Source organism: Streptomyces sp. NPDC090088, from assembly GCF_044747345.1.
In the GTDB taxonomy this organism is placed as follows: Bacteria; Actinomycetota; Actinomycetes; order Streptomycetales; family Streptomycetaceae; genus Streptomyces.
Genome location: NZ_JBIVDZ010000002.1, coordinates 1562499 through 1583865 on the forward strand (window position 1 = coordinate 1562499; position 21367 = coordinate 1583865).

The following is a 21367-nucleotide window of genomic DNA, read 5'->3' on the forward strand; positions in this document are numbered from 1 at the left end:
CGGTAAGCGTCCCCACCCCGCCCCGCCCCCACCCCGGACCACCAACCCACCCACGCCCACCGAAGGTTCCCCATGCCCTCCCTGAGCCGCAGAACCGTTCTTGCCGGTACGGCAGCAGCGACCGCCGTCACGGCCCTGCCCACCCTCACGGCCACCGCCCACGCGGCCGAGCCCCAGCCGCAGGCGTACCGCTGGCGCAACGCGGTGATCGGCGGCACCGGATTCGTCACCGGTGTCCTCTTCCACCCCGCCGCCCCCGGCCTCGCCTACGCCCGTACCGACATCGGCGGCGCCTACCGCTGGGACGACCGGACCGCCCGCTGGACCCCGCTCACCGACCAGCTCGGCTGGGACGACTGGAACCTGCTCGGGGTGGAGGCGCTCGCCGTCGACCCCGCGCACCCGGACCGGTTCTACCTGGCGCTCGGCACCTACGCCCAGTCCTGGGCCGGAAACGGCGCGGTCCTGCGCTCGGAGGACCGCGGCGCCAGCTGGACCCGGACCGATCTCACCGTGAAGCTCGGCGCGAACGAGGACGGCCGGGGCATGGGGGAGCGCCTCCTCGTCGACCCCCGGGACAGCGACACCCTGTGGCTGGGCACCCGGCACGACGGACTGCTGAGGTCGACGGACCGCGGGGCCACCTGGGCGGCGGCGCCCGGCTTCCCGGCCACCCCCACCGCCTCCGGGCAGGGCGTCAGCCTGCTCGTGGCCGTCGGCCGTGCCGTCTACGCCGGCTGGGCGGACGGCGACGGCGGGGCGAGCGCCGTCACCCTGTACCGCACCTCCGACGGAACGACCTGGCAGGCCGTGCCCGGGCAGCCCACCGGCACCGCCGCCAAGGTCCCGGTCCGGGCCGCCTACGACCGCCACGCCCGCGAGCTGTACGTGACGTACGCGGACGCCCCCGGTCCCAACGGCCAGGCGGACGGAAGCGTGCACAAGCTGGCCGTCGGCAGCGGACGGTGGTCCGACGTCACCCCGGCCGTGCCCGGCGGCAGCGACACCTTCGGCTACGGCGGGGTCGCCGTGGACGCCCGCCGCCCGGGCACCGCCGTCGTCTCCACCAACAACCGCTGGGCGGCCGGCGACACCCTGTACCGGACCACCGACGGCGGCCGGACGTGGACGTCCCTCAAGGACTCCGCTGTCTTCGACGTGTCCGAGACTCCCTTCCTGAAGTGGGGCGGCGACCGGCCCAAGTTCGGGTGGTGGATCCAGGCCGTGGCGGTGGATCCGTACGACTCCCGGCACATCGTGTACGGCACCGGCGCCACCCTCTACGGCACCCGCGACCTCGTCCACTGGGCGCCGCGGGTCCGAGGCCTGGAGGAGACGTCCGTGGTCCGGCTGGTGTCGCCCCCGGTCGGGGAGGCACACCTGCTGAGCGGCTCGGGGGACATCGGCGTGATGTACCACGAGCGGCTCACCGCGTCTCCGTCCCGCGGTATGGCCGCGAACCCCGTGTTCGGGTCGGCGACGGGGCTCGCGCAGGCCGCGGGCAGGCCGGCGTACGTGGTCCGCACCGGCTGGGGCGACAACGGCAACGGCGCCTACTCGGACGACGGGGGCCGGACCTGGGCGCCCTTCGCCGCCCAGCCCTCCCTCGCCCACGACGCACCGGGGCCGATCGCCACCAACGCCGACGGCAGCGCGCTGCTGTGGTCCTTCGTGCACTGGGACGGGACCAAGTACCCCGCCCACCGGTCGGACGACAACGGCGCCACCTGGACCGAGATCTCCTCCTTCCCGAAGGGCGCCACGCCGGTCGCCGACCCGGCCGACCCGACGCTCTTCTACGCGTACGACTCCGACACAGGAACGCTACAAGCCAGCACTGACAGTGGCCGTTCGTTCACGGCGCGTGCGACCGGGCTGCCCGCCGGGGACAGCCAGTTCCAGCTGGTCGCGGCGCCCGGCCGGTCCGGTGACCTGTGGCTGAGCGTCAAGTGGAACGGGCTGTACCGGTCCGTCGACGGGGGCGCGACCTTCACCAAGGTCGGCAGCTGCTGGGCCGCCTACACGCTCGGTTTCGGCAAGGCGGCGCCCGGCGCCGACTACCCGGCGATCTACCTTGTCGGCTCCACCGAGGCCGTCACCGCCGTCCACCGATCCGACGACGAGGCCGCGACCTGGACCCGGATCAACGACGACCGGCACCAGTGGGGCTGGACCGGGCAGGCCGTCACCGGCGACCCGCGCGTGTACGGGCGGGTCTACCTCGCCACCAACGGACGCGGCATCCAGTACGGAGACCCGGTGTGACGGCCGCACCCGGACGCCCCGGACTCTCCGACGCCACCCGGGGCCGCATCCTCTTCGGCGGTGACTACAACCCCGAGCAGTGGCCGGAGGAGACCTGGCCGGAGGATGTCCGGCTGATGAAGGCCGCGCACGTCAACTCCGTGACCATGGGTGTCTTCTCCTGGGCGAAGCTGGAACCCCGGCCGGGGGAGCGGGACTTCGGCTGGCTGGACCGGCTGATGGACCTGATGCACGAGAACGGCATCGGCGTCGTCCTCGCCACCCCGACATCCTCCCCGCCGCCGTGGCTGGGGCGGCTGCACCCGGACACGCTGCCCCGGGACGCCGACGGCCGTACCGAGTGGTGGGGCGGCCGCCAGCACTTCTCGCACTCCAGCGCCACCTACCGCCGCCACGCCGCCGCCATCACCGAGGACCTCGCCGCCCGCTACGGCGGCCACCCCGCCCTCACCATGTGGCACATCAACAACGAGTACTGCACCTTCGACCACGGCGACGAGGCCGCCGCCGCCTTCCGGCGCTGGCTGCGCGAGCGCTACGGCACCCTGGACGCCCTCAACTCCGCCTGGGGAACGGCGTTCTGGAGCCAGGGCTACGACACCTGGGACGCCATCCTGCCGGCGCGCCACGCCCACTACCTGAAGAACCCCGCCCAGGTGCTGGACTTCCGCCGCTTCACCTCCGACCTGCTCCTGGAGTGCTACACGGCCGAGCGGGACATCGTCGCCCGGCACACCCCGCACATCCCGGTGACCACCAACTTCATGCCGCTCTGGATCGGCCAGGACGCCTGGCGCTGGGCCGGCGAGGAGGACGTCGTCTCCGTCGACCTCTACCCCGATCCGCGTGACCCGCTGGGCGCGCAGCACGGCGCCCTCGTCCACGACCTCACCCGTTCCCAGGCGCGCGGCCCCTGGATGCTCATGGAACAGGCCGCCGGACCGGTCAACTGGCGCGGGGTGAACCACCCCAAACCCCGCGGCCTCAACCGGCAGTGGTCCCTCCAGGCGGTGGCCCGTGGCGCGGACGCCGTCTGCTACTTCCAGTGGCGGCAGTCGAGGCAGGGCGCGGAGAAGTTCCACTCCGGGATGGTCAGCCACGCGGGGGAGGAAGGCCGTACCTACCAGGAGGTCAAACGGCTCGGCGCCGAACTGGCACGGATAGGCGCCGAGGTGACCGACCGTCAGATCAGCGCCGACATCGCCGTACTCCACGACTGGCACTCCTGGTGGGCCGGCGCCCACGAAGGCCGCCTCTCCACGGAGGTGGACCTCCCCGACGTCCTGCACGCCTGGCACCGCGCCCTGTGGGAGGCGAACCTCACCACCGACTTCGCCCATCCCGGACACGACCTGTCCGCCTACAAGCTGGTGGTCGTCCCGCAGCTCTACCTGCTCACCGACACCGCCGTCGAGAACCTCCTCGCCTATGTCCGGGGCGGTGGCACCCTCGTCAGCGGCTTCCTCACCGGCGTCGCCGACGAGGACGACCGGATCCGCCCGGGTGGCATGGACGCGCGGCTGCGCGAGCTGTTCGGCATCCGCACCCTGCACGAGTGGTGGCCGCTGGACGCGGGGGAGACCGTCGCGTGCGAGGGCTTCCGCGGGACCCTGTGGTCGGAGGAGATCGAGGCCGCGCCCGGGGCCGACGAGACGGTGGCCTACCAGGGCGGCGAACTCGACGGGCTCCCGGCCGTCCTGCGCACCGGGCGGGCCTGGTACGTCTCCACGCTCCCGGAACCGGAGGCGCTGCGGGAGCTGGTCGGCCGGATCGCCGCCGGCGCGGGTGTCCGGCCCGTGCTCGACGGGCTGCCGACCGGGGTGGAGGCGGTCCGCCGGGGTGAGCTGCTGTTCCTGTTCCACCACGGGCGGGAGGCGGTGAAGGTCCAGGTGACCGGCGCGTACCGGGACCTGCTCACCGACTCCATGGTCATTGACGAGATCGTTCTCGGCCGGTACGGAGTGGCGGTACTGAAGCCACGACGATCACCGGAGCAGCCATGACCACCACCGGCCCCGTCCACGGAACCTGGGAGCCCGCCCCGGCCGCGCGCTGGGAGGACGGCTTCCTGAGCGGCAACGGCCGCCATGGCGCCCTCGTGTTCGGTGATCCGAACGACGACCGCGTCATCGTCACCCATCACACCCTGGTCCGTCCGAACGGCGGCGAACACGCCCGTCCGCCCCGGCTGGCCGCCGAACTCGCTGCCGTCCAGGACCGGTTGCTCGCCGGGGACCTGAAGGCCGCCGAGGGCCTCACCGACGGCCGCCCCCTCCAGTGGGTCCAGCCCTTCCACCCGGCCTTCCAGACCCGGCTGCGCCGCACGGCGGCCGGCGACGCCGACGGCTGTCGCCGCTCCGTCGACTTCACCACCGGCGAGGTCACCGCCACCGCCGCCGACTGGACCAGCCGTGTCTTCGTCTCCCGCGCGGACGACGTGATCGTGCAGCGGGTCACCACCACGGGCGACCTCGACATCTCCCTCGACCACCGGCTCCCCGGCGCCCCGCAGGCCCTGGGCGTCGGCCACGGCGCCCTCCGCACCCCCGAGGGCGCCCTGCTCAGCCTCCGCGCCCGCTACCCCGACAGCGACCGCGCCTACACCGGCGTCACCCTCGTCGCCGTCACCGGCGGCACCACCGAACTCTCCCCGCCCGGTGTCCGGGCCACCGGCGCCTCCACCGTGCTCCTCCTCACCCGGGTCCGCCGTCACACCGGCGAGCTCGACGTGAGCGCGGAGGCACGGGAGCTGCGCGAACTCCTCGCCGACGGGCAGCCGTACGACACCCTCCTCGCCCGCCACCTCGACCTGCACCGCACCGCCTACACCCGTGTCACCCTCGACCTGGCCGCCGATCCGGCCGAACGCGCGCTCCCCGGCTCCGAGTTGATCAAGCAGCCGTCGAAGGCCGCCCTGCTGGAACGGCTCTTCGCCGCCGGCCGCTACCACCTGCTCTCCGCCTCCGGCCTCAACCCGCCCCGCCTGACCGGGCTGTGGACCGGCGACTGGGACACCGCCTGGTCCGGCGCCTTCACCAACGACGCCAACGTCAATCTCCAGACCGCCTCGGCGGCCACGGCCGACCTGCCCGAAGTCACCGAGGCACAGGCGTCCCTGATCCATCGTCAGGTGGCCGACTGGCGGGAGAACGCCCGCGCGGTGTTCGGCGCCCGGGGCGTGGTCGCACCCGCGCACAGCGACGGGGAGTCCGGGCTGTCGTACCACTTCAGCCGCGAGTACCCCCTGCACCTGTGGACCGCCGGTGCCGACTGGCTGCTCAAGCCGCTCGTCGAGCACGACGAGATCCGCGGCGAGCGCGACCCGCGCACGGCGGCCGTGCTCGCCGAGGTCGCCGTGTTCTACGAGGACTTCCTGACCCGGACCGACGCCGACGGGCGGATCGTGGTCGTCCCCTCCTACTCGCCCGAGAACCGGCCCGCGCAGGGCAGCTGGGGCGCGGTCAACGCGGCGATGGACCTCTCGGCCGCCCGGCACGCCCTGCGTACGGCCGCCGACTACCACCCGGGCCCGGACGCCGACCGCTGGCGCGCCCTCGCCGACCGGCTGCCCGCACACCGTGTCAACGCCGACGGGGCGCTCGCCGAATGGGCCTGGCCGGGGCTCGACGACAGCTACGACCACCGCCACCTGAGCCACCTCTACGGCGTCTGGCCGCTCGACGAGATCACCCCGTACGACACCCCGGACCTCGCGGCGGCCGCGCACCGCGCGCTCGAACTGCGCGGCGCCGAGAACGACTCGGCGCACGGGCACCTCCACCACGCGCTCGTCGCGGCCCGGCTGCGGGACGGCGAACGGGTCGCCGCCGCCCTCGCCCGGGTCCTGGACGGCGACTTCTTCCACGCCTCCCTGATGAGCTCCCACTACCCGGACCTCGACGTCTACAACGCCGACGCCGCGCACACCCTGCCCGCCGTGCTGATCGAGGCCCTCGTCCAGTCCACCCCGGACCGCCTGGTCCTGTTCCCCGCGCGGCCGCGGGCGCTGCCCGAAGGCCGGCTGCACGGCATCCGCACCCGCTTCGGAGCCGTACTCGACCTCTCCTGGACCCCCGACGGTGCGCGAGCCGTCCTGAAGCCGCACCGGACGCTCCGTATCGGCCTGTGGACTTCCTCCGGCGGTCGGCCGCTCGACCTCGTCGCCGGAGAAGACCACGTCCTCACCCTGGGGACGTGGTAACCACCGCACCTCCCCCCACCCATGGAAGGGACACCATGGCAACACGCACGTATCGCAGGGTCGCCAAGGCCCTGATCGCCCCCGCGCTCGCCCTCGGCGCCACCGTCGGTCTCGCCTCGGCCCCCGCCTCGGCCGCCGTCTGGAGCTCCTGCGACCAGTGGGGCAACACCACGCTGAACGGCTACACCCTCTACAACAACATCTGGGGCTCCGGCGCCGGCAGCCAGTGCATCTGGGCCAACTCCGGCACCAACTGGGGGGTCTGGGCCAACCACCCCAACACCGGCGGCATCAAGTCCTACCCCAACGCCAAGGCGGTGATCAGCAAGTCGATCACCTCGCTCTCCGCGCTCACCAGCAGCTACAACGTCACGGTCCCGTCGTCCGGCGCGTACAACACGTCGTACGACATCTGGGACACGGGCTACAAGTACGAGATCATGCTCTGGATGAACTACACGGGCGCCGTCGGCCCGCTCGGCACCTCGCAGGGCACGCTGACCCTGGGCGGCCACACCTGGACCGTGTACAAGGGCAACAACGGCTCCAACGACGTCTTCTCGTTCGTGCGCACCTCGAACTCGTCCTCCGGCACCGTCAACGTCCTGCCGATCCTCAAGTGGATCAAGGACACCAAGGGCTGGTTCGGGAACGTCACCATCGGTGACTTCCAGTTCGGCTTCGAGATCACGTCCTCCTCCGGCGGGCTGGACTTCGCCGTCAACAGCGAGAGCGTCAGCAGCAGTTGAGCGACCGGGCCGGCCCCGCGTGCGGTGCGGGGCCGGCCCTTCACGCGGTCCTTCACGCGGTCCTTTGCGCGGGTCCCTTCCGCGGTCCCTTACGCGGCCCTTTGCGCGGTCACGCTCGGTCGACCTCGGCGCGCAGCGCGTTGTAGTCGGCGAAGGCCGTGTCGACGTCCGCGCGGGTCAGGCCGTAGCGGGCCAGGTCGTAGGAGTGGACGCGGGTGCCCCGGGGGCGGGCGGTGACCGCGGGGAGGCGGGCCGCGTCGGACTCGGTCCAGCGGGCGCCGACGGCCGCGTAGAGCTTCGGGGCGCCCGCCGCCGGGTCGGCGCCCAGCCAGGAGTACGGCACGTCGACGAGGGACTCGCGGGGGACGCGGGCGCGGGCGGCGAGGCCGCGGGCGGCGGAGCGGGCCAGCAGCTCCAGCCAGGTGGCACCGATCCGGTCCAGGTCCAGGGGGCGGGTGTTGACCGCCATGCCGTGCTCGACCAGGCTGCAGAACGAGGCCACGGCGGTGGCCGGATCGCGGTGCGTCCACACGATCGTGGCGTCCGGGAAGACCGCGCGCAGCGCGTCCAGGTTCTCCAGGTGCAGCGGGGACTTCAGCACCCAGCGGCGGCGCGGACGGCCGTACTGGAGCACCTGGTAGATCTGCTTGAGGTAGCGGTAGTCGGGCCCGAAGTCATGGGCCTCGTGCCAGGGCAGGTACTCCGGGATCACCGCCTGGGACAGCGGCATCACCGTGTGCGGCAGCGCGAAGGTGCACTCCTCCGGGCCCTCGGGGCGCAGCGCGTGGATGTGCCGGAAGCGCGGGGCGAACAGGTTGATCCCGCCGACCAGACGGCGGGCGGTCGCGATCGCCTTCTCCCGTTCCGCCGCGTCGGGTTCGAGGCCGGGGGTCAGTAACTCCCAGAGCAGCGGGCAGCGGTGGTCCGCGGAGAGGGACAGCACGCCGTGCGTGAGCGTGGTGGCGGTACGGGGCAGGCCCACCACGAACACCGGCCGCTCGACGGGCTCCCGCTCGATGGCGGGGTGCTCGGCGAGCAGCCGGCGGATCCGGGCGCGGTTGGCCAGATGGCGGCCGACGTGCCCGCGCGCGGACAGCCAGCCGACCGGGGTGAGGTGTTCGGCCCCGGACCAACATCGCAGCAGGTGACGGAAGTCGTCGGTGAACCGCTCGTCGCCCGCCGCCTGCCCGGCGGTGTCGAGCAGGCGGTCGAAGGCCCGGTCCGGGGTGCGGCGGGAGCGGGCGGAGGGCCGCAGGAGCAGGTTCGCGAGCGTGAGGGAGAGCGGTCCTGAGGACGCGGCAGCGGGCACGGTGACGGAACCCTTCGTGGGGGGACAGGGGAGGGGATACTGACTACCCCCTCCAACTGCCCGACCACACCGCCGAGTCGAGACATTTACCGGCTGGTAACGACAACTGGCCGGAGCTACTCCGTCACCGGCAGTTCCGCCCCGTCCCGGAGGAACAGCGGAATACGATCCAGCGGCGCGTCCACCGTCACCGCCGTACCGCCCGGGTACGACTCGCCCGTCCACGCGTCCGTCCACCGGGCGCCCGCCGGCAGATACGTCGTCCGGGCCGTGGCGCCCGCCGTCAGGACCGGCGCCACCAGGAGGTCCCGGCCGAACAGGTAGGCGTCGTCCACGGTCCAGGCCGTCTGGTCCTCGGGGAACTCCAGGAACAGCGGCCGCAGTACCGGCAGGCCCTCCTCGTGGGCCTCCCGCATGACCTCCAGGACGTACGGCTTGAGGCGTTCGCGCAGCCGCAGGTACTTCTCCAGGATCGCGCCGGCCGCCTCGCCGTACGACCACACCTCGTTGGGGCCGCCGGTCATGTCGGGGCCCAGCGGCATGCCCGGGTCCCGGAAGCCGTGCAGGCGCATCAGCGGGGACAGCGCGCCGAACTGGAACCAGCGGACCATCACCTCCCGGTACGCCGGGTCGTCCGGGTCGCCCCCGTGGAAGCCGCCGATGTCCGTGTTCCACCAGGGGATGCCGGACAGGGCCGTGTTGAGACCGGCCGCTATCTGGCGGCGCAGGGAGGCGAAGTCGGTCGGGATGTCACCGGACCAGACGGCGGCGCCGTAGCGCTGACTGCCCGCCCACGCCGAGCGGTTGAGGGTGACGATCTCCTCCTCGCCGTGCGCGCGCAGCCCCTCGTAGAAGGTGCGGGCGTTCTCGGCGGGGTAGCTGTTGCCCACCTCCAGGCCCGGGCCGGTCCAGTAGCGCAGGTTCTCCTGGAAACCGGGCTTCAGCTCGGGTTCGCAGGCGTCCAGCCAGAAGGCGGTGATGCCGTACGGGTCGAGGTAGTTCTCCTTGATCCTCGCCCACAGGAAGTCACGGGCGTCCGGGTTGGTGGCGTCGTAGAAGGCCACCTGGACGGTCGACGCCACCCCCTTGTCCGGCCAGTCGGCGTGCGCCATCGGGCCGTACTGGGTGCCGATGAGGTAGCCGCGCTGTTCCATCACCGGGTGGTTCTCGGACAGCGGGGAGACCGACGGCCAGACGCTCACCACCAGCTTGATGCCCAGCTCCTCCAGCTCGCGGACCATCGCGGCCGGGTCGGGCCACTCCTTCGGGTCGAACTTCCAGTCGCCCAGGTGGGTCCAGTGGAAGAAGTCGCAGACGATCGCCGAGATGGGCAGACCCCGGCGCTTGTACTCCCGGGCCACGGAGAGGAGTTCGTCCTGGGTGCGGTAGCGCAGCTTGCACTGCCAGAAGCCCGCCGCCCACTGCGGCAGCATCGGCGAACGGCCGCTCACCGCGCTGTAGTTGCGCTGGCCGTCGGCCGGAGTGCCCACCGTGATCCAGTAGTCGAGCTGGCGCGCCGAGTCCGCCACCCAGCGGGTGCCGTTGCCGGCCAGTTCCACGCGGCCGATCGCCGGGTTGTTCCAGAGCAGGGTGTAGCCGCGGCTGGAGACCAGTACCGGGATCGAGACCTCGGCGTTGCGCTGGATCAGGTCCAGGACCAGGCCCTTCTGGTCCAGGCGGCCGTGCTGGTGCTGGCCCAGGCCGAACAGCTTCTCGCCCTCGTAGGCGGCGAACCGCTGCTCAAGACGGTGGTGGCCGTTGCCGACGGCGGTGTAGAGGCGGGAGCCCGGCCACCAGAAGTGGGCGCGCTCCTCGGCCAGCACCTCGGAGCCGTCGTCCGTGCGCAGGAAGCGGACCAGGCCCTCGGCGGAGACCTCGACGGTCAGGCCGCCGACCGTCAGCCGTCCCTCGCCGTCGGTGACCTTGACGGCCGACTCGGTGGCTGGACGCCCGTCGAGCAGGGCGCCCGGCAGGCCGTCGAGGACCGGGCCGCCGAGCCGGGCCCGCACCCGGACCGCGTCCGGCCCCCACGGCTCGATCCGCAGCGTCTCCTGACGGCCGCTCCACTCCAGGGCACCGTCCCGCTCCCGGAAGGTGCCGACGGTGGGGGAGGACTGCGCCAGGCTGACCTTGGGCTGGGTGTCCGCGTGCTGGTTTTCGGCAGGCTGATTCATGTCACGTGCTCCTGGAGGAGTGCAGACAGGGGGGTGCCCTGGCCGGGGCAGGGGGTGCCCCGGCAGGGCAGGGCACTGCGGCCGAGCCGGAAGGGGAAGGGTTCAGGAGCCGGCCGGCGCCGGTCCCGTGCTCGCCCGTACCGTCAACTCGGGTGTGATCAGGACGACTTCGTCACCGCCCCGGCCGTCCAGCTTGGCGACCAGGTGCTCCACGGCGTACCGGCCCATCTCCTGGGCGGGGATGGCGACCGAGGTCAGCCGCACCGAGGCCTGGACGGCGACCTGGTCCGGGCAGATCGCGACCACCGACACGTCCTCGGGCACGGCCCGGCCCTGCTGGCGCAACAGCGCGAGCAGCGGCTCCACCGCGGACTCGTTCTGGACGACGAAGCCCGTGGTGCCCGGGCGCTCGTCGAAGACCCGGGCCAGGGTGGCGGCCATCGCGTCGTACCCGCCCTCGCACGGCCGGTGCAGCACCCGAAGGCCCAGCTCCCGGGCCCGGGACCGCAGTCCGTCGAGGGTGCGCTCGGCGAAGCCGGTGTGCCGCTCGTAGACCGCGGGGGCCTCGCCGATGACAGCGATGTCACGGTGACCGAGCTTCGCCAGGTGCTCCACACAGAGCGCGCCGGTCGCCCCGAAGTCGAGATCGACGCAGGTCAGCCCGGAGGTGGAGGCGGGCAGCCCGATGAGCACGGAAGGCTGGTCGGTCTGACGCAGCAGCGGCAGCCGCTCGTCCTCCAGTTCCACGTCCATCAGGATCATGGCGTCGGCCAGTCCGCTGCCGGTGACCCGGCGGACCGCGTCCGGGCCCTCCTCGCCCGTGAGCAGCAGGACGTCGTAGCCGTGGATGCGGGCCGTGGTGGCCACCGCGATCGCGATCTCCATCATCACCGGCACGTACATGTCCGTACGCAGCGGGATCATCAGCGCGATGATGTTCGACCGGCTGCTGGCCAGGGCGCGGGCCCCCGCGTTCGGGTGGTAGCCCAGCTCCCGGATGCTCTGCTCGACCCGCTGCCGGGTGGTGGTGGAGATGGACCGCTTGCCGCTGAGGACATAGCTCACCGTGCTCGCCGAGACTCCGGCGTGCTGGGCGACCTCGGCGAGGGTGACCATCCAGCTCTCCAAGCTTTGTGAAGCGCTTCGACAGTGCGCATTGCTGACAAGGGCGAGTGAGGGTGTATCGACAGTAGCTTCAGTGGGGGTGGGTGTCCATAGGCTGTCGAAGCGCTTCGACACCCAATTCACGGGCCGCTCTCGGCAACCTTTCGGGAGGGCGGCGGCCACAAACAGGTCGTACGGCCGTCAGACGGGTCGTACCCGAACCGTCCCCCGGAAGGACCCCCCGATGCAACACCGCAGACCACGCCTGTCGAAGAAGGCGAAGACGCTCCTCTCGGCGGCGGTCGCGCTCGCGGCCGCCGTGGGCGTCGGCGTGGCGCAGGCCGGCGAGTCGGGCAAGAAGTGCACCGCCTTCGACACCGTCACGCTCGGCAAGTACTACGTCAACAACAACCTCTGGGGCCAGGACAAGGGCACCGGCAGCCAGTGCGTCTGGGACAACTCCCGGTCGGGCTCGACGATCTCCTGGGGGACGTCGTACACCTGGGCGAACAACAGCAAGGGCACCGACTCGGACGTGAAGTCGTACGCCAGTACGGTCCTCGGCTGGCACTGGGGCTGGAAGGTCGACAGGGCGACCACCGGGCTGCCGCTGCGGGTCGGCGACCGCAAGAAGGTCACCGCCAAGTGGAACTTCACCCTCAGCTCGAACCCGGGCACCATGAACGTGGCCTACGACCTGTGGCTGCACGACAAGAGCAATGCGGACTGGCAGGACCGGCCCACCGACGAGATCATGATCTGGCTCAACCGCCAGGGCGGCGCCGGACCGCTGGGCACCAAGTACGGCAGCGTCAGCCTCGGCGGCGCGATGTGGGACATCTACCAGGGCGACATCGGCTGGAAGGTCTACTCCTTCGTCCGCCGCGCCAACACCACCGGCGCCACGCTGAACCTGGACGACTTCACCCAGGCCCTGGTCCGCCGCAAGCTGCTGAGCGACGACAAGTACGTCTCCGGCATCGAGTCCGGCAGCGAGGTCTTCAAGGGCTCCGGGCGGCTGGACACCACGGCGTACTCCGTCGACATCGGCTGAGCGGTCCCCCTCGCGATGGCCGGTCCGTCCTCCGATCGGACCGCGAGGACTGGTGGGGGCGGCCCGTTTCGGGTACCAACGATCCAGTAGCACTGGTCGGTAACGAACGGTCGTCAACGTCCCCTTTCGCGGCGAGGTGAGCCTCAATGTCCGCCCCCACCACCAAGAAACCCACCGTCACCGAGCGGGAGGCCCGCCAGGTGGCGGAGGCCGCCCGGGAACAGGACTGGCGCAAGCCCAGTTTCGCCAAGGAACTGTTCCTCGGGCGCTTCCGGCTCGACCTCATCCACCCTCATCCGCTCCCGGCGGACGAGGACGTACAGCGCGGCGAGGAGTTCCTCGGCCGGCTGCGTGAGTTCTGCGAGACGAAGATCGACTCGGCGCTCATCGAGCGCGACGCGCGCATCCCGGACGAGGTCATCGCCGGTCTCAAGGAGATCGGCGCCCTCGGCATGAAGATCGACACCAAGTACGGCGGCCTCGGCCTCACCCAGGTCTACTACAACAAGGCCCTCGCCCTGGTCGGCTCGGCCAACCCGGCGGTCGGCGCGCTGCTCTCCGCGCACCAGTCGATCGGCGTCCCGCAGCCGCTGAAGATCTTCGGCACCCAGGAGCAGAAGGACGCCTTCCTGCCCCGCTGCGCCCGCACCGACATCTCGGCGTTCCTGCTCACCGAGCCGGACGTCGGCTCGGACCCGGCGCGCCTGGCGACCACGGCCGTACGCGACGGGGACGACTACGTCCTCGACGGCGTGAAGCTGTGGACCACCAACGGCGTGGTCGCCGACCTGCTCGTGGTCATGGCCCGGGTCCCGAAGTCCGAGGACGGCAAGGACGGCAAGGACGGCAAGGGGGGCATCACGGCCTTCGTGGTCGAGGCGGACTCCGAGGGCATCACCGTCGAGAACCGCAACGCCTTCATGGGCCTGCGCGGCCTCGAGAACGGCGTCACCCGCTTCCACCAGGTCCGGGTCCCGGCCGCGAACCGCATCGGCCCCGAGGGCGCGGGCCTCAAGATCGCGCTCACCACCCTCAACACCGGCCGGCTCTCGCTGCCCGCGATGTGCGTGGGCGCCGGCAAGTGGTGCCTGAAGATCGCCCGGGAGTGGTCGGCGGTCCGTGAGCAGTGGGGCAGGCCGGTCGCGCTGCACGAGGCGGTCGGCTCCAAGATCAGCTTCATCGCGGCCACCACCTTCGCGCTGGAGGCGGTCGTCGACCTGTCCTCCCAGATGGCCGACGAGAACCGCAACGACATCCGGATCGAGGCCGCCCTCGCCAAGCTCTACGGCTCCGAGATGGGCTGCCTGATGGCGGACGAGCTGGTCCAGATCCGCGGCGGCCGGGGCTTCGAGACGGCGGAGTCCCTGGCGGCGCGCGGCGAACGCGCCGTCCCCGCCGAGCAGCTCCTGCGCGACCTGCGGATCAACCGGATCTTCGAGGGCTCCACGGAGATCATGCACCTGCTGATCGCGCGCGAGGCCGTCGACGCCCACCTCTCCGTCGCCGGCGACCTCATCGACCCCGACAAGTCCCTCCAGGACAAGGCGAAGGCGGGCGCGAACGCGGGCGTCTTCTACGCCAAGTGGCTGCCGAAGCTGGTCGCGGGCCCGGGTCAGCTCCCCACGTCGTACGGCGACTTCAAGCACGGCGTGGACCTCTCCCCGCATCTGCGCTACGTGGAACGCCACTCCCGCAAGCTGGCCCGCTCCACCTTCTACGCCATGTCCCGCTGGCAGGGCCGGATGGAGACCAAGCAGGGCTTCCTCGGCCGGATCGTGGACATCGGCGCCGAGCTGTTCGCGATGAGCGCGGCCTGTGTCCGCGCCGAACTGCTGCGCCGCCAGGGCGACCACGGACGCGAGGCCTACCAGCTCGCCGACGCGTTCTGCCGGCAGGCCCGCATCCGCGTCGACGAGCTGTTCACCCGCCTCTGGTCCAACACCGACGACCTGGACCGCAAGGTCGTCAAGGGCGTGCTCGGCGGCTCCTTCGAGTGGCTGGAGCGGGGCGTCGTCGACCCGTCGGGCGAGGGCCCGTGGATCGCCGACGCGACGCCCGGTCCGGCCACCCGGGAGAACGTCCGCCGTCCGCTGAAGTAGCGATTCAGCAGTACTTGTCGCTCGGATCCCGCGTCGTCCAGGAGCAGGAGTCGACCTTGGTGCCACTCGCCTTGGTCAGCGTCGCCGTGTCGCTGGTGTTGTTCCACACGTAGGCACGGCGGTTCTGGAACTTGTTCGACGCGGTGTCCGTGCCCCGGCCGGTGTGCACCTTCATCGTCTTGTGGGCGCCGATCTTCACGTCCTTGAACACGTACCGGTGGTTGGAGACGTCCTTCAGGACCCAGCCCTTGAGCGAGACGGCCGAGCCGCTCGTGTTCTTGATCTGCACCCACTCGGCGTTGAGGCTCCCGTTGGAGCGGTCGTCGCTGCCCGGGCTGTCGAACCAGACGTGGTAGACGGTCACACCGCCGGCGGCCTGGGCCGGGGTGCTGAGCACGGTGCCGGTGAGCAGCGCGGCCCCCGCGAGCGCGGGCAGGGCAGCGCGTATGCGCACAGTACGCATGGAGAGATCCCCCCTGGATCCGGATCGAGCCGTTCATCCGACGGCTCGACAGAAGTGTTATCACATGATCTTCACCTGAACCTCACAAAGGGAATTCCGCTCCATACGGCGCCAAGAGCTGATAAGGCACCCGCGTGAGGGACGCGCTGTCCTCCGGACCGCCGGTTGCGGCAACAATGGGGGGATGACCGACAGTCCCGCCCGTCCGGCGCCCCTTGCCGACCCCCACCTCGTCTACGACCCGCTCGCGGGCGACGGCCCGAAGGACGTGGTGATCCTCGGCTCCACCGGATCCATCGGCACCCAGGCCATCGACCTCGTCCTGCGCCACCCCGACCGCTTCCGGGTCACCGCCCTGTCCGCCAACGGTGGCCGGGTCGCCCTCCTCGCCGAGCAGGCGCACCGGCTGCGGGTGCGGACCGTCGCGGTCGCCCGCGAGGACGTCGTACCGGCGCTGCGCGAGGCCCTGACCGGGCTCTACGGCCCCGGCGAGCCGCTCCCCGAGATCCTCGCCGGACCCGACGCGGCCACGCAGGTCGCCGGCGCCGGTCCGGTGGAATGTCACACCGTACTCAACGGCATCACCGGCTCCATCGGCCTCGCCCCGACCCTCGCCGCCCTGGCGGCGGGCCGCACCCTCGCGCTCGCCAACAAGGAGTCGCTGATCGTCGGCGGCCCGCTGGTCAAGGCGCTGGCCAAGCCCGGCCAGATCATCCCGGTGGACTCCGAGCACGCGGCGCTCTTCCAGTCGCTGGCGAGCGGGACGCGGGCGGACGTGCGGAAGCTGGTCGTCACCGCGTCGGGCGGGCCGTTCCGCGGCCGCACCAAGGCCGACCTGGCCCGGGTGACCGTCGAGGAGGCGCTCGCCCACCCCACCTGGGCGATGGGGCCGGTCATCACGATCAACTCCGCCACCCTGGTCAACAAGGGGCTGGAAGTCATCGAGGCGCACCTCCTCTACGACATTCCCTTCGACCGCATTGAGGTCGTCGTGCACCCGCAGTCGTATGTCCACTCGATGGTCGAGTTCACGGACGGATCCACGATCGCACAGGCGACGCCCCCCGACATGCGTGGGCCGATCGCCATCGGTCTCGGCTGGCCCGAACGGGTCCCGGACGCGGCGCCCGCCTTCGACTGGAGCAAGGCCTCCACCTGGGAGTTCTTCCCGCTGGACAACGAGGCCTTCCCCTCCGTGAACCTCGCCCGGCACGTCGGAGAGCTCGCGGGCACCGCCCCGGCGGTGTTCAATGCGGCCAACGAGGAGTGCGTCGAGGCCTTCCGGACCGGTCTGCTTCCCTTCAACGGGATCATGGAGACCGTGACCCGGGTGGTCGAGGAACACGGCACCCCCCGTACGGGAACTTCGCTCACCGTGCCGGACGTACTCGAAGCGGAGACCTGGGCACGGGCCCGGGCCCGGGAACTGACAGCACAGAAGGCGACCGCGGAGGCGCGTGCATGACAGCCCTGATGATGATCCTCGGCATAGTCGTCTTCGTGATCGGCCTGCTGGTCTCGATCGCCTGGCACGAACTGGGCCACCTCTCCACCGCGAAGCTCTTCGGCATCCGCGTCCCGCAGTACATGGTCGGCTTCGGCCCGACCATCTGGTCGCGGCGCAAGGGCGACACGGAGTACGGCATCAAGGCCATCCCGGCCGGCGGCTACATCCGCATGATCGGCATGTTCCCGCCCGGCGCGGACGGCCGGGTCACCGCCCGCTCCACCTCGCCCTGGCGCAGCATGATCGAGGACGCCCGCTCGGCCGCCTTCGAGGAGCTCCAGCCCGGCGACGAGAGCCGCCTCTTCTACACGCGCGCCCCCTGGAAGCGCGTGATCGTGATGTTCGCGGGCCCCTTCATGAACCTGGTGCTCGCCGTCGCCCTCTTCCTCACCGTCCTGATGGGCTTCGGCATCAGCCAGCAGACCACCACGGTCAGCTCGGTCTCCCAGTGCGTGATCGCGCAGAGCCAGAACCGCGACACCTGCAAGAAGACCGACGCGGCCGCCCCGGCCGCCGCCGCGGGCCTCAAGGCGGGCGACAAGATCCTCTCCTTCGACGGCGTCCGGACCACCAGCTGGAACCAGCTCTCCGACCTGATCCGCGCCACCCCCGGCAAGGACGTCGCGATCGTCGTCGACCGCAAGGGCCAGGACGTCACCCTGCACGCGAAGATCGCCACCAACCAGGTCGCCAAGAAGGACTCCAGCGGCCAGATCGTCGAGGGCCAGTACGTCACCGCCGGCTTCCTCGGCTTCAGCGCCGCCACCGGCATCGTCCGCCAGGACTTCGGCCAGTCGGTGACCTGGATGGGCGACCGCCTCGGCGAGGCCGTCGACTCCATCGCGGGCCTGCCCGGCAAGATCCCGGCCCTGTGGGACGCGGCCTTCGACGGCGCCCCCCGCCAGCCGGACTCCCCGATGGGCGTGGTCGGCGCGGCCCGCGTCGGCGGCGAGATCTTCACCCTCGACATCCCGCCCACCCAGCAGCTGGCCATGGCGTTGATGCTGGTCGCGGGCTTCAACCTGTCCCTCTTCCTCTTCAACATGCTCCCTCTGCTGCCGCTGGACGGCGGCCATATCGCGGGCGCGCTCTGGGAGTCCCTGCGGCGCAACCTCGCCCGGCTGCTGCGCCGCCCGGACCCCGGCCCGTTCGACGTGGCGAAGCTGATGCCGGTGGCCTACGTGGTGGCCGGGGTCTTCATCTGCTTCACGATCCTCGTCCTGATCGCCGACGTGGTTAACCCGGTGAAAATCTCCTAGCCATACGATGTTCGAAGCGGCCCGGAACGCTCTGTTCCGGGCCGCTCCCATTGAGTGGGTTTACGGATGGGGGATGTGCCCGCGCCCGGCCCGGTGCCGTAATCTCGAAGCCTGGAACCCGTCTCGGGCGGGACCTGGACCTAGATCCACGACTTGGGGTTGCACAGCAGATGACTGCGATTTCTCTCGGCATGCCGTCCGTTCCGACCAAGCTCGCCGAGCGCCGGAAGAGCCGGCAGATCCAGGTCGGCTCCGTGGCGGTCGGCGGAGACGCCCCGGTCTCGGTCCAGTCGATGACCACGACCCGTACGTCCGACATCGGCGCCACCCTCCAGCAGATCGCCGAGCTGACGGCCTCCGGCTGCCAGATCGTCCGCGTGGCCTGCCCCACCCAGGACGACGCGGACGCCCTCGCGACCATCGCCCGCAAGTCGCAGCTCCCGGTGATCGCGGACATCCACTTCCAGCCGAAGTACGTCTTCGCCGCGATCGAGGCCGGCTGCGCCGCCGTCCGCGTCAACCCCGGCAACATCAAGCAGTTCGACGACAAGGTCAAGGAGATCGCGGCGGCCGCCAAGGACCACGGCACCCCGATCCGCATCGGCGTCAACGCCGGTTCCCTGGACCGCCGGCTGCTCCAGAAGTACGGCAAGGCGACCCCCGAGGCCCTGGTCGAGTCCGCTCTGTGGGAGGCGTCCCTCTTCGAGGAGCACGGCTTCCGCGACATCAAGATCTCGGTCAAGCACAACGACCCGGTCGTCATGATCGAGGCCTACCGCCAGCTGGCCGCCCAGTGCGACTACCCGCTCCACCTCGGCGTCACCGAGGCGGGCCCGGCCTTCCAGGGCACGATCAAGTCCGCCGTGGCCTTCGGCGCCCTCCTCTCCCAGGGCATCGGCGACACCATCCGCGTCTCCCTCTCGGCTCCGCCGGTCGAGGAGGTCAAGGTCGGCAACCAGATCCTGGAGTCCCTGAACCTCAAGCAGCGCGGCCTGGAGATCGTCTCCTGCCCGTCCTGCGGCCGCGCCCAGGTCGACGTCTACAAGCTCGCCGAAGAGGTCACCGCCGGCCTCACCGGCATGGAGGTCCCCCTCCGCGTCGCCGTCATGGGCTGCGTCGTCAACGGCCCCGGCGAGGCCCGCGAAGCCGACCTCGGCGTCGCCTCCGGCAACGGCAAGGGCCAGATCTTCGTCAAGGGCGAGGTCATCAAGACCGTCCCCGAGTCGAAGATCGTCGAGACCCTCATCGAGGAGGCCATGAAGCTGGCCGAGCAGATGGAATCCGACGGCGTCCCCTCCGGCGAACCCTCGGTCTCGGTCGCAGGCTGACCAAGTCACCGCGCGGCGGCGGGACTTTTTCTCGCCCCCGCCGCCCCTACCCGTCCCGTCCCGAAGGGGCTGCGCCCCTTCAACCCCGCCGAGGCCGAGCGCCCCGCAAGGGGCGCGGGGAACTGCGCGACCAGCCACCCACCACCGGTACTCGCGCACGACGGGCACGCTCCCGCGCTGACAGGCGCCGCAGCGGGGGTCTGGGGGCGGCAGCCCCCAGGGGCGGAACCGCAGCCGGCGGCCACTTCACGGACACGGGGCGGCACTGCCAAGCTTCCGCAGGTACAGTGCGGAGATCAGCAGAACCCCTCAGCGTGAGGCCCCGCACGTGTTGACGCAGACCACCTCACGGGTGCTCGAACCGAGTGACCTGGACGCCGCGCTCGCCGTACTCGACCGCGAGCCGGTCACGAACGCCTTCGTGACCTCGCGTGTCCAGGTGGCCGGCCTCGACCCCTGGCGCCTCGGCGGCGAGATGTGGGGCTGGTACGAGGACGGCATGCTCACGTCCCTCTGCTACGCAGGCGCCAACCTCGTCCCGATCTGCGCCACCCCCCGCGCCGTCCGCGCCTTCGCCGACCGCGCCCGCCGGGCCGGCCGCCGCTGCTCCTCCATCGTCGGCCCCTCCGAGGCCACCGCCCAGCTCTGGCGCCTCCTGGAACCGCACTGGGGCCCGGCCCGCGAGGTCCGCGGCCACCAGCCCCTGATGGTCACCGACCACATGCCCGCCGACATCGCCCCGGATCCGTACGTCCGCCGCATCCGCAAGGACGAGATGGAGGCGATCATGCCGGCGTGCGTGGCGATGTTCACCGAAGAGGTCGGCGTCTCCCCGATGGCCGGCGACGGCGGCCTCCTCTACCAGGCGCGGGTCGCCGAACTGGTCGGCTCCGGCCGCTCGTTCGCCCGGCTCGACGAACACGGCAAGGTCGTCTTCAAGGCGGAGATCGGCGCGGCGACGGCCGAGGCCTGCCAGATCCAGGGCGTCTGGGTCGCCCCCGAGTACCGGGGCCGGGGCCTGGCGGCCCCCGGCATGGCAGCGGTCCTGCGCTACGCCCTCGCCGACGTGGCCCCGGTCGTCAGCCTCTACGTCAACGACTTCAACACGGCCGCGAGAAGGACGTATCTCCGCGTCGGCTTCCAAGAGGTCGGCGCGTTCATGAGCGTGCTGTTCTAGGAGCCGACGCCCAGGTCACGCGCCCCGCAAGGGGCGCGGGGAACTGCGCGACCAGCCACAACCCACGCGCGCCCGGACGACAACGCTCCACCCCCTGTACGCTCCCCGCATGGACCTCGTGATCGGCCCCCTGGACCTCCCCTCCCGCGTCGACGAGGCCCTCGCAGTCCAGGCGATCGCCTTCGGCCTCGGCCCCGACGAGGTGGCCGTCCGCCGCCAGATCGTCCTGCGCCACATGCAGTACCCCGGGGCCAGAGCCCTCGGCGCCACCTCGGAAGGCCTGCTCGTCGGCTTCGTCTACGGCATGCCGAACAGCCGCACCCACTGGTGGTCCACCGTCGTGGAGCCCTACCTCCGCGCCCAGGGCAACGCCCACTGGCTCGACGACTCCTTCGTCATCACCGAGCTGCACGTCCACCCCCGCCACCAGAACCGCGGCGTCGGCCGCCGGCTGATCACCCAGATCACCGACGGTGCCGCCGAGCCCCGCTCGATCCTCTCCGCGATCGACACCGACAGCCCGGCCCGCGGCCTGTACCACTCCCTCGGCTACACCGACCTGGCCCGTCAGGTCCACTTCCCGAGCGCCCCGAAGCCGTACGCCGTGATGGGCGCCCCGCTTCCGCTGCGCCGCCGCTGAGCCGATCGCCGTTAACGGATTTCCACCGGCACAGCAAG

15 protein-coding genes are annotated in these 21367 nt (G+C 71.4%); 11 read left to right on the forward strand and 4 right to left on the reverse strand.

Features of this window, described 5'->3' with window-relative positions; genetic code table 11:
- Positions 1-72: 72 nt before the first annotated feature.
- Genes ACIPSJ_RS15730 through ACIPSJ_RS15745 form a run of 4 tightly spaced genes read left to right on the forward strand, consistent with a single transcriptional unit; the run spans position 73 to position 7215 of the window.
- Positions 73-2265 carry a 1,4-beta-glucanase gene (locus tag ACIPSJ_RS15730; protein ID WP_401346128.1) on the forward strand — a complete coding sequence of 731 codons (2193 nt, stop codon included), beginning with the start codon at positions 73-75 and terminating at the stop codon, positions 2263-2265.
- A complete protein-coding gene (locus ACIPSJ_RS15735; protein ID WP_401346130.1) occupies positions 2262-4268 on the forward strand; it encodes a beta-galactosidase in 2007 nt (668 codons plus the stop codon). Before ACIPSJ_RS15730 ends, ACIPSJ_RS15735 begins: the two co-directional genes overlap by 4 nt.
- Complete coding sequence (locus tag ACIPSJ_RS15740) at positions 4265-6466, forward strand: glycosyl hydrolase family 95 catalytic domain-containing protein (protein ID WP_401346133.1); 2202 nt, start codon at positions 4265-4267, stop codon at positions 6464-6466. Before ACIPSJ_RS15735 ends, ACIPSJ_RS15740 begins: the two co-directional genes overlap by 4 nt.
- Before the next feature lie 35 nt (positions 6467-6501).
- The gene (locus ACIPSJ_RS15745) at positions 6502-7215 is read left to right on the forward strand and encodes a GH12 family glycosyl hydrolase domain-containing protein (RefSeq protein WP_359216092.1); all 714 of its coding nucleotides are present in this window, start codon (positions 6502-6504) and stop codon (positions 7213-7215) included.
- 109 nt (positions 7216-7324) lie between these two features.
- On the opposite strand, the gene ACIPSJ_RS15750 is transcribed toward ACIPSJ_RS15745, so the two are convergent.
- The 3 genes from ACIPSJ_RS15750 to ACIPSJ_RS15760 all read right to left on the reverse strand — a co-directional run bounded on the left by ACIPSJ_RS15750 (position 7325) and on the right by ACIPSJ_RS15760 (position 11814).
- On the reverse strand, positions 7325-8524 hold the full coding sequence (locus tag ACIPSJ_RS15750; RefSeq protein ID WP_401346136.1) for a sulfotransferase family protein: 1200 nt from the start codon (positions 8522-8524) through the stop codon (positions 7325-7327).
- A gap of 116 nt (positions 8525-8640) precedes the next feature.
- On the reverse strand, positions 8641-10698 hold the full coding sequence (locus ACIPSJ_RS15755; RefSeq protein ID WP_401346138.1) for a TIM-barrel domain-containing protein: 2058 nt from the start codon (positions 10696-10698) through the stop codon (positions 8641-8643).
- A gap of 102 nt (positions 10699-10800) precedes the next feature.
- A complete protein-coding gene (locus ACIPSJ_RS15760) occupies positions 10801-11814 on the reverse strand; it encodes a LacI family DNA-binding transcriptional regulator (protein WP_359216100.1) in 1014 nt (337 codons plus the stop codon).
- 232 nt (positions 11815-12046) lie between these two features.
- Here ACIPSJ_RS15760 and ACIPSJ_RS15765 point away from each other — a divergent pair, with 232 nt between their 5' ends.
- The gene (locus ACIPSJ_RS15765) at positions 12047-12856 is read left to right on the forward strand and encodes an endo-1,4-beta-glucanase (protein ID WP_401346142.1); all 810 of its coding nucleotides are present in this window, start codon (positions 12047-12049) and stop codon (positions 12854-12856) included.
- A gap of 146 nt (positions 12857-13002) precedes the next feature.
- Positions 13003-14955: an acyl-CoA dehydrogenase family protein gene (locus ACIPSJ_RS15770; protein ID WP_401346144.1), complete on the forward strand. Its 1953-nt coding sequence runs from the start codon at positions 13003-13005 to the stop codon at positions 14953-14955.
- A gap of 4 nt (positions 14956-14959) precedes the next feature.
- Here ACIPSJ_RS15770 and ACIPSJ_RS15775 read toward each other — a convergent pair whose 3' ends face one another.
- A complete protein-coding gene (locus ACIPSJ_RS15775; RefSeq protein ID WP_359216109.1) occupies positions 14960-15418 on the reverse strand; it encodes a lamin tail domain-containing protein in 459 nt (152 codons plus the stop codon).
- A gap of 184 nt (positions 15419-15602) precedes the next feature.
- Between ACIPSJ_RS15775 and dxr the strand changes: the two genes are divergently transcribed.
- The 5 genes from dxr (at position 15603) to ACIPSJ_RS15800 (ending at position 21329) form a co-directional block, all read left to right on the forward strand.
- Positions 15603-16883, forward strand: coding sequence for a 1-deoxy-D-xylulose-5-phosphate reductoisomerase (gene dxr, locus ACIPSJ_RS15780; RefSeq protein WP_359216112.1), 1281 nt, complete (start codon positions 15603-15605; stop codon positions 16881-16883).
- 8 nt (positions 16884-16891) lie between these two features.
- Positions 16892-18184, forward strand: coding sequence for a site-2 protease family protein (locus ACIPSJ_RS15785; protein WP_359216199.1), 1293 nt, complete (start codon positions 16892-16894; stop codon positions 18182-18184).
- 170 nt (positions 18185-18354) lie between these two features.
- Positions 18355-19512, forward strand: a complete 1158-nt coding sequence (gene ispG, locus ACIPSJ_RS15790) for a flavodoxin-dependent (E)-4-hydroxy-3-methylbut-2-enyl-diphosphate synthase (RefSeq protein WP_359216115.1) — start codon at positions 18355-18357, stop codon at positions 19510-19512.
- A 328-nt stretch (positions 19513-19840) separates the two neighbouring features.
- Positions 19841-20689 carry a GNAT family N-acetyltransferase gene (locus tag ACIPSJ_RS15795; RefSeq protein ID WP_359216117.1) on the forward strand — a complete coding sequence of 283 codons (849 nt, stop codon included), beginning with the start codon at positions 19841-19843 and terminating at the stop codon, positions 20687-20689.
- Between the two features lie 109 nt (positions 20690-20798).
- A complete protein-coding gene (locus tag ACIPSJ_RS15800) occupies positions 20799-21329 on the forward strand; it encodes a GNAT family N-acetyltransferase (protein WP_401346148.1) in 531 nt (176 codons plus the stop codon).
- The last annotated feature ends 38 nt before the right edge of the window (positions 21330-21367 follow it).

Bases quoted from the DNA above. Each gene is read 5' to 3' on its own strand.
- ACIPSJ_RS15730 (WP_401346128.1), top strand. From the start codon at position 73: ATGCCCTCCCTGAGCCGCAGAACCGTTCTTGCCGGTACGGCAGCAGCG.
- ACIPSJ_RS15740 (WP_401346133.1), top strand. From the start codon at position 4,265: ATGACCACCACCGGCCCCGTCCACGGAACCTGGGAGCCCGCCCCGGCC.
- ACIPSJ_RS15745 (WP_359216092.1), top strand. From the start codon at position 6,502: ATGGCAACACGCACGTATCGCAGGGTCGCCAAGGCCCTGATCGCCCCC.
- ACIPSJ_RS15755 (WP_401346138.1), bottom strand. From the start codon at position 10,698: ATGAATCAGCCTGCCGAAAACCAGCACGCGGACACCCAGCCCAAGGTC.
- ACIPSJ_RS15760 (WP_359216100.1), bottom strand. From the start codon at position 11,814: ATGGTCACCCTCGCCGAGGTCGCCCAGCACGCCGGAGTCTCGGCGAGC.
- ACIPSJ_RS15765 (WP_401346142.1), top strand. From the start codon at position 12,047: ATGCAACACCGCAGACCACGCCTGTCGAAGAAGGCGAAGACGCTCCTC.
- ACIPSJ_RS15770 (WP_401346144.1), top strand. From the start codon at position 13,003: ATGTCCGCCCCCACCACCAAGAAACCCACCGTCACCGAGCGGGAGGCC.
- ACIPSJ_RS15775 (WP_359216109.1), bottom strand. From the start codon at position 15,418: ATGCGTACTGTGCGCATACGCGCTGCCCTGCCCGCGCTCGCGGGGGCC.
- dxr (WP_359216112.1), top strand. From the start codon at position 15,603: ATGACCGACAGTCCCGCCCGTCCGGCGCCCCTTGCCGACCCCCACCTC.
- ACIPSJ_RS15785 (WP_359216199.1), top strand. From the start codon at position 16,892: ATGATGATCCTCGGCATAGTCGTCTTCGTGATCGGCCTGCTGGTCTCG.
- ispG (WP_359216115.1), top strand. From the start codon at position 18,355: ATGACTGCGATTTCTCTCGGCATGCCGTCCGTTCCGACCAAGCTCGCC.
- ACIPSJ_RS15800 (WP_401346148.1), top strand. From the start codon at position 20,799: ATGGACCTCGTGATCGGCCCCCTGGACCTCCCCTCCCGCGTCGACGAG.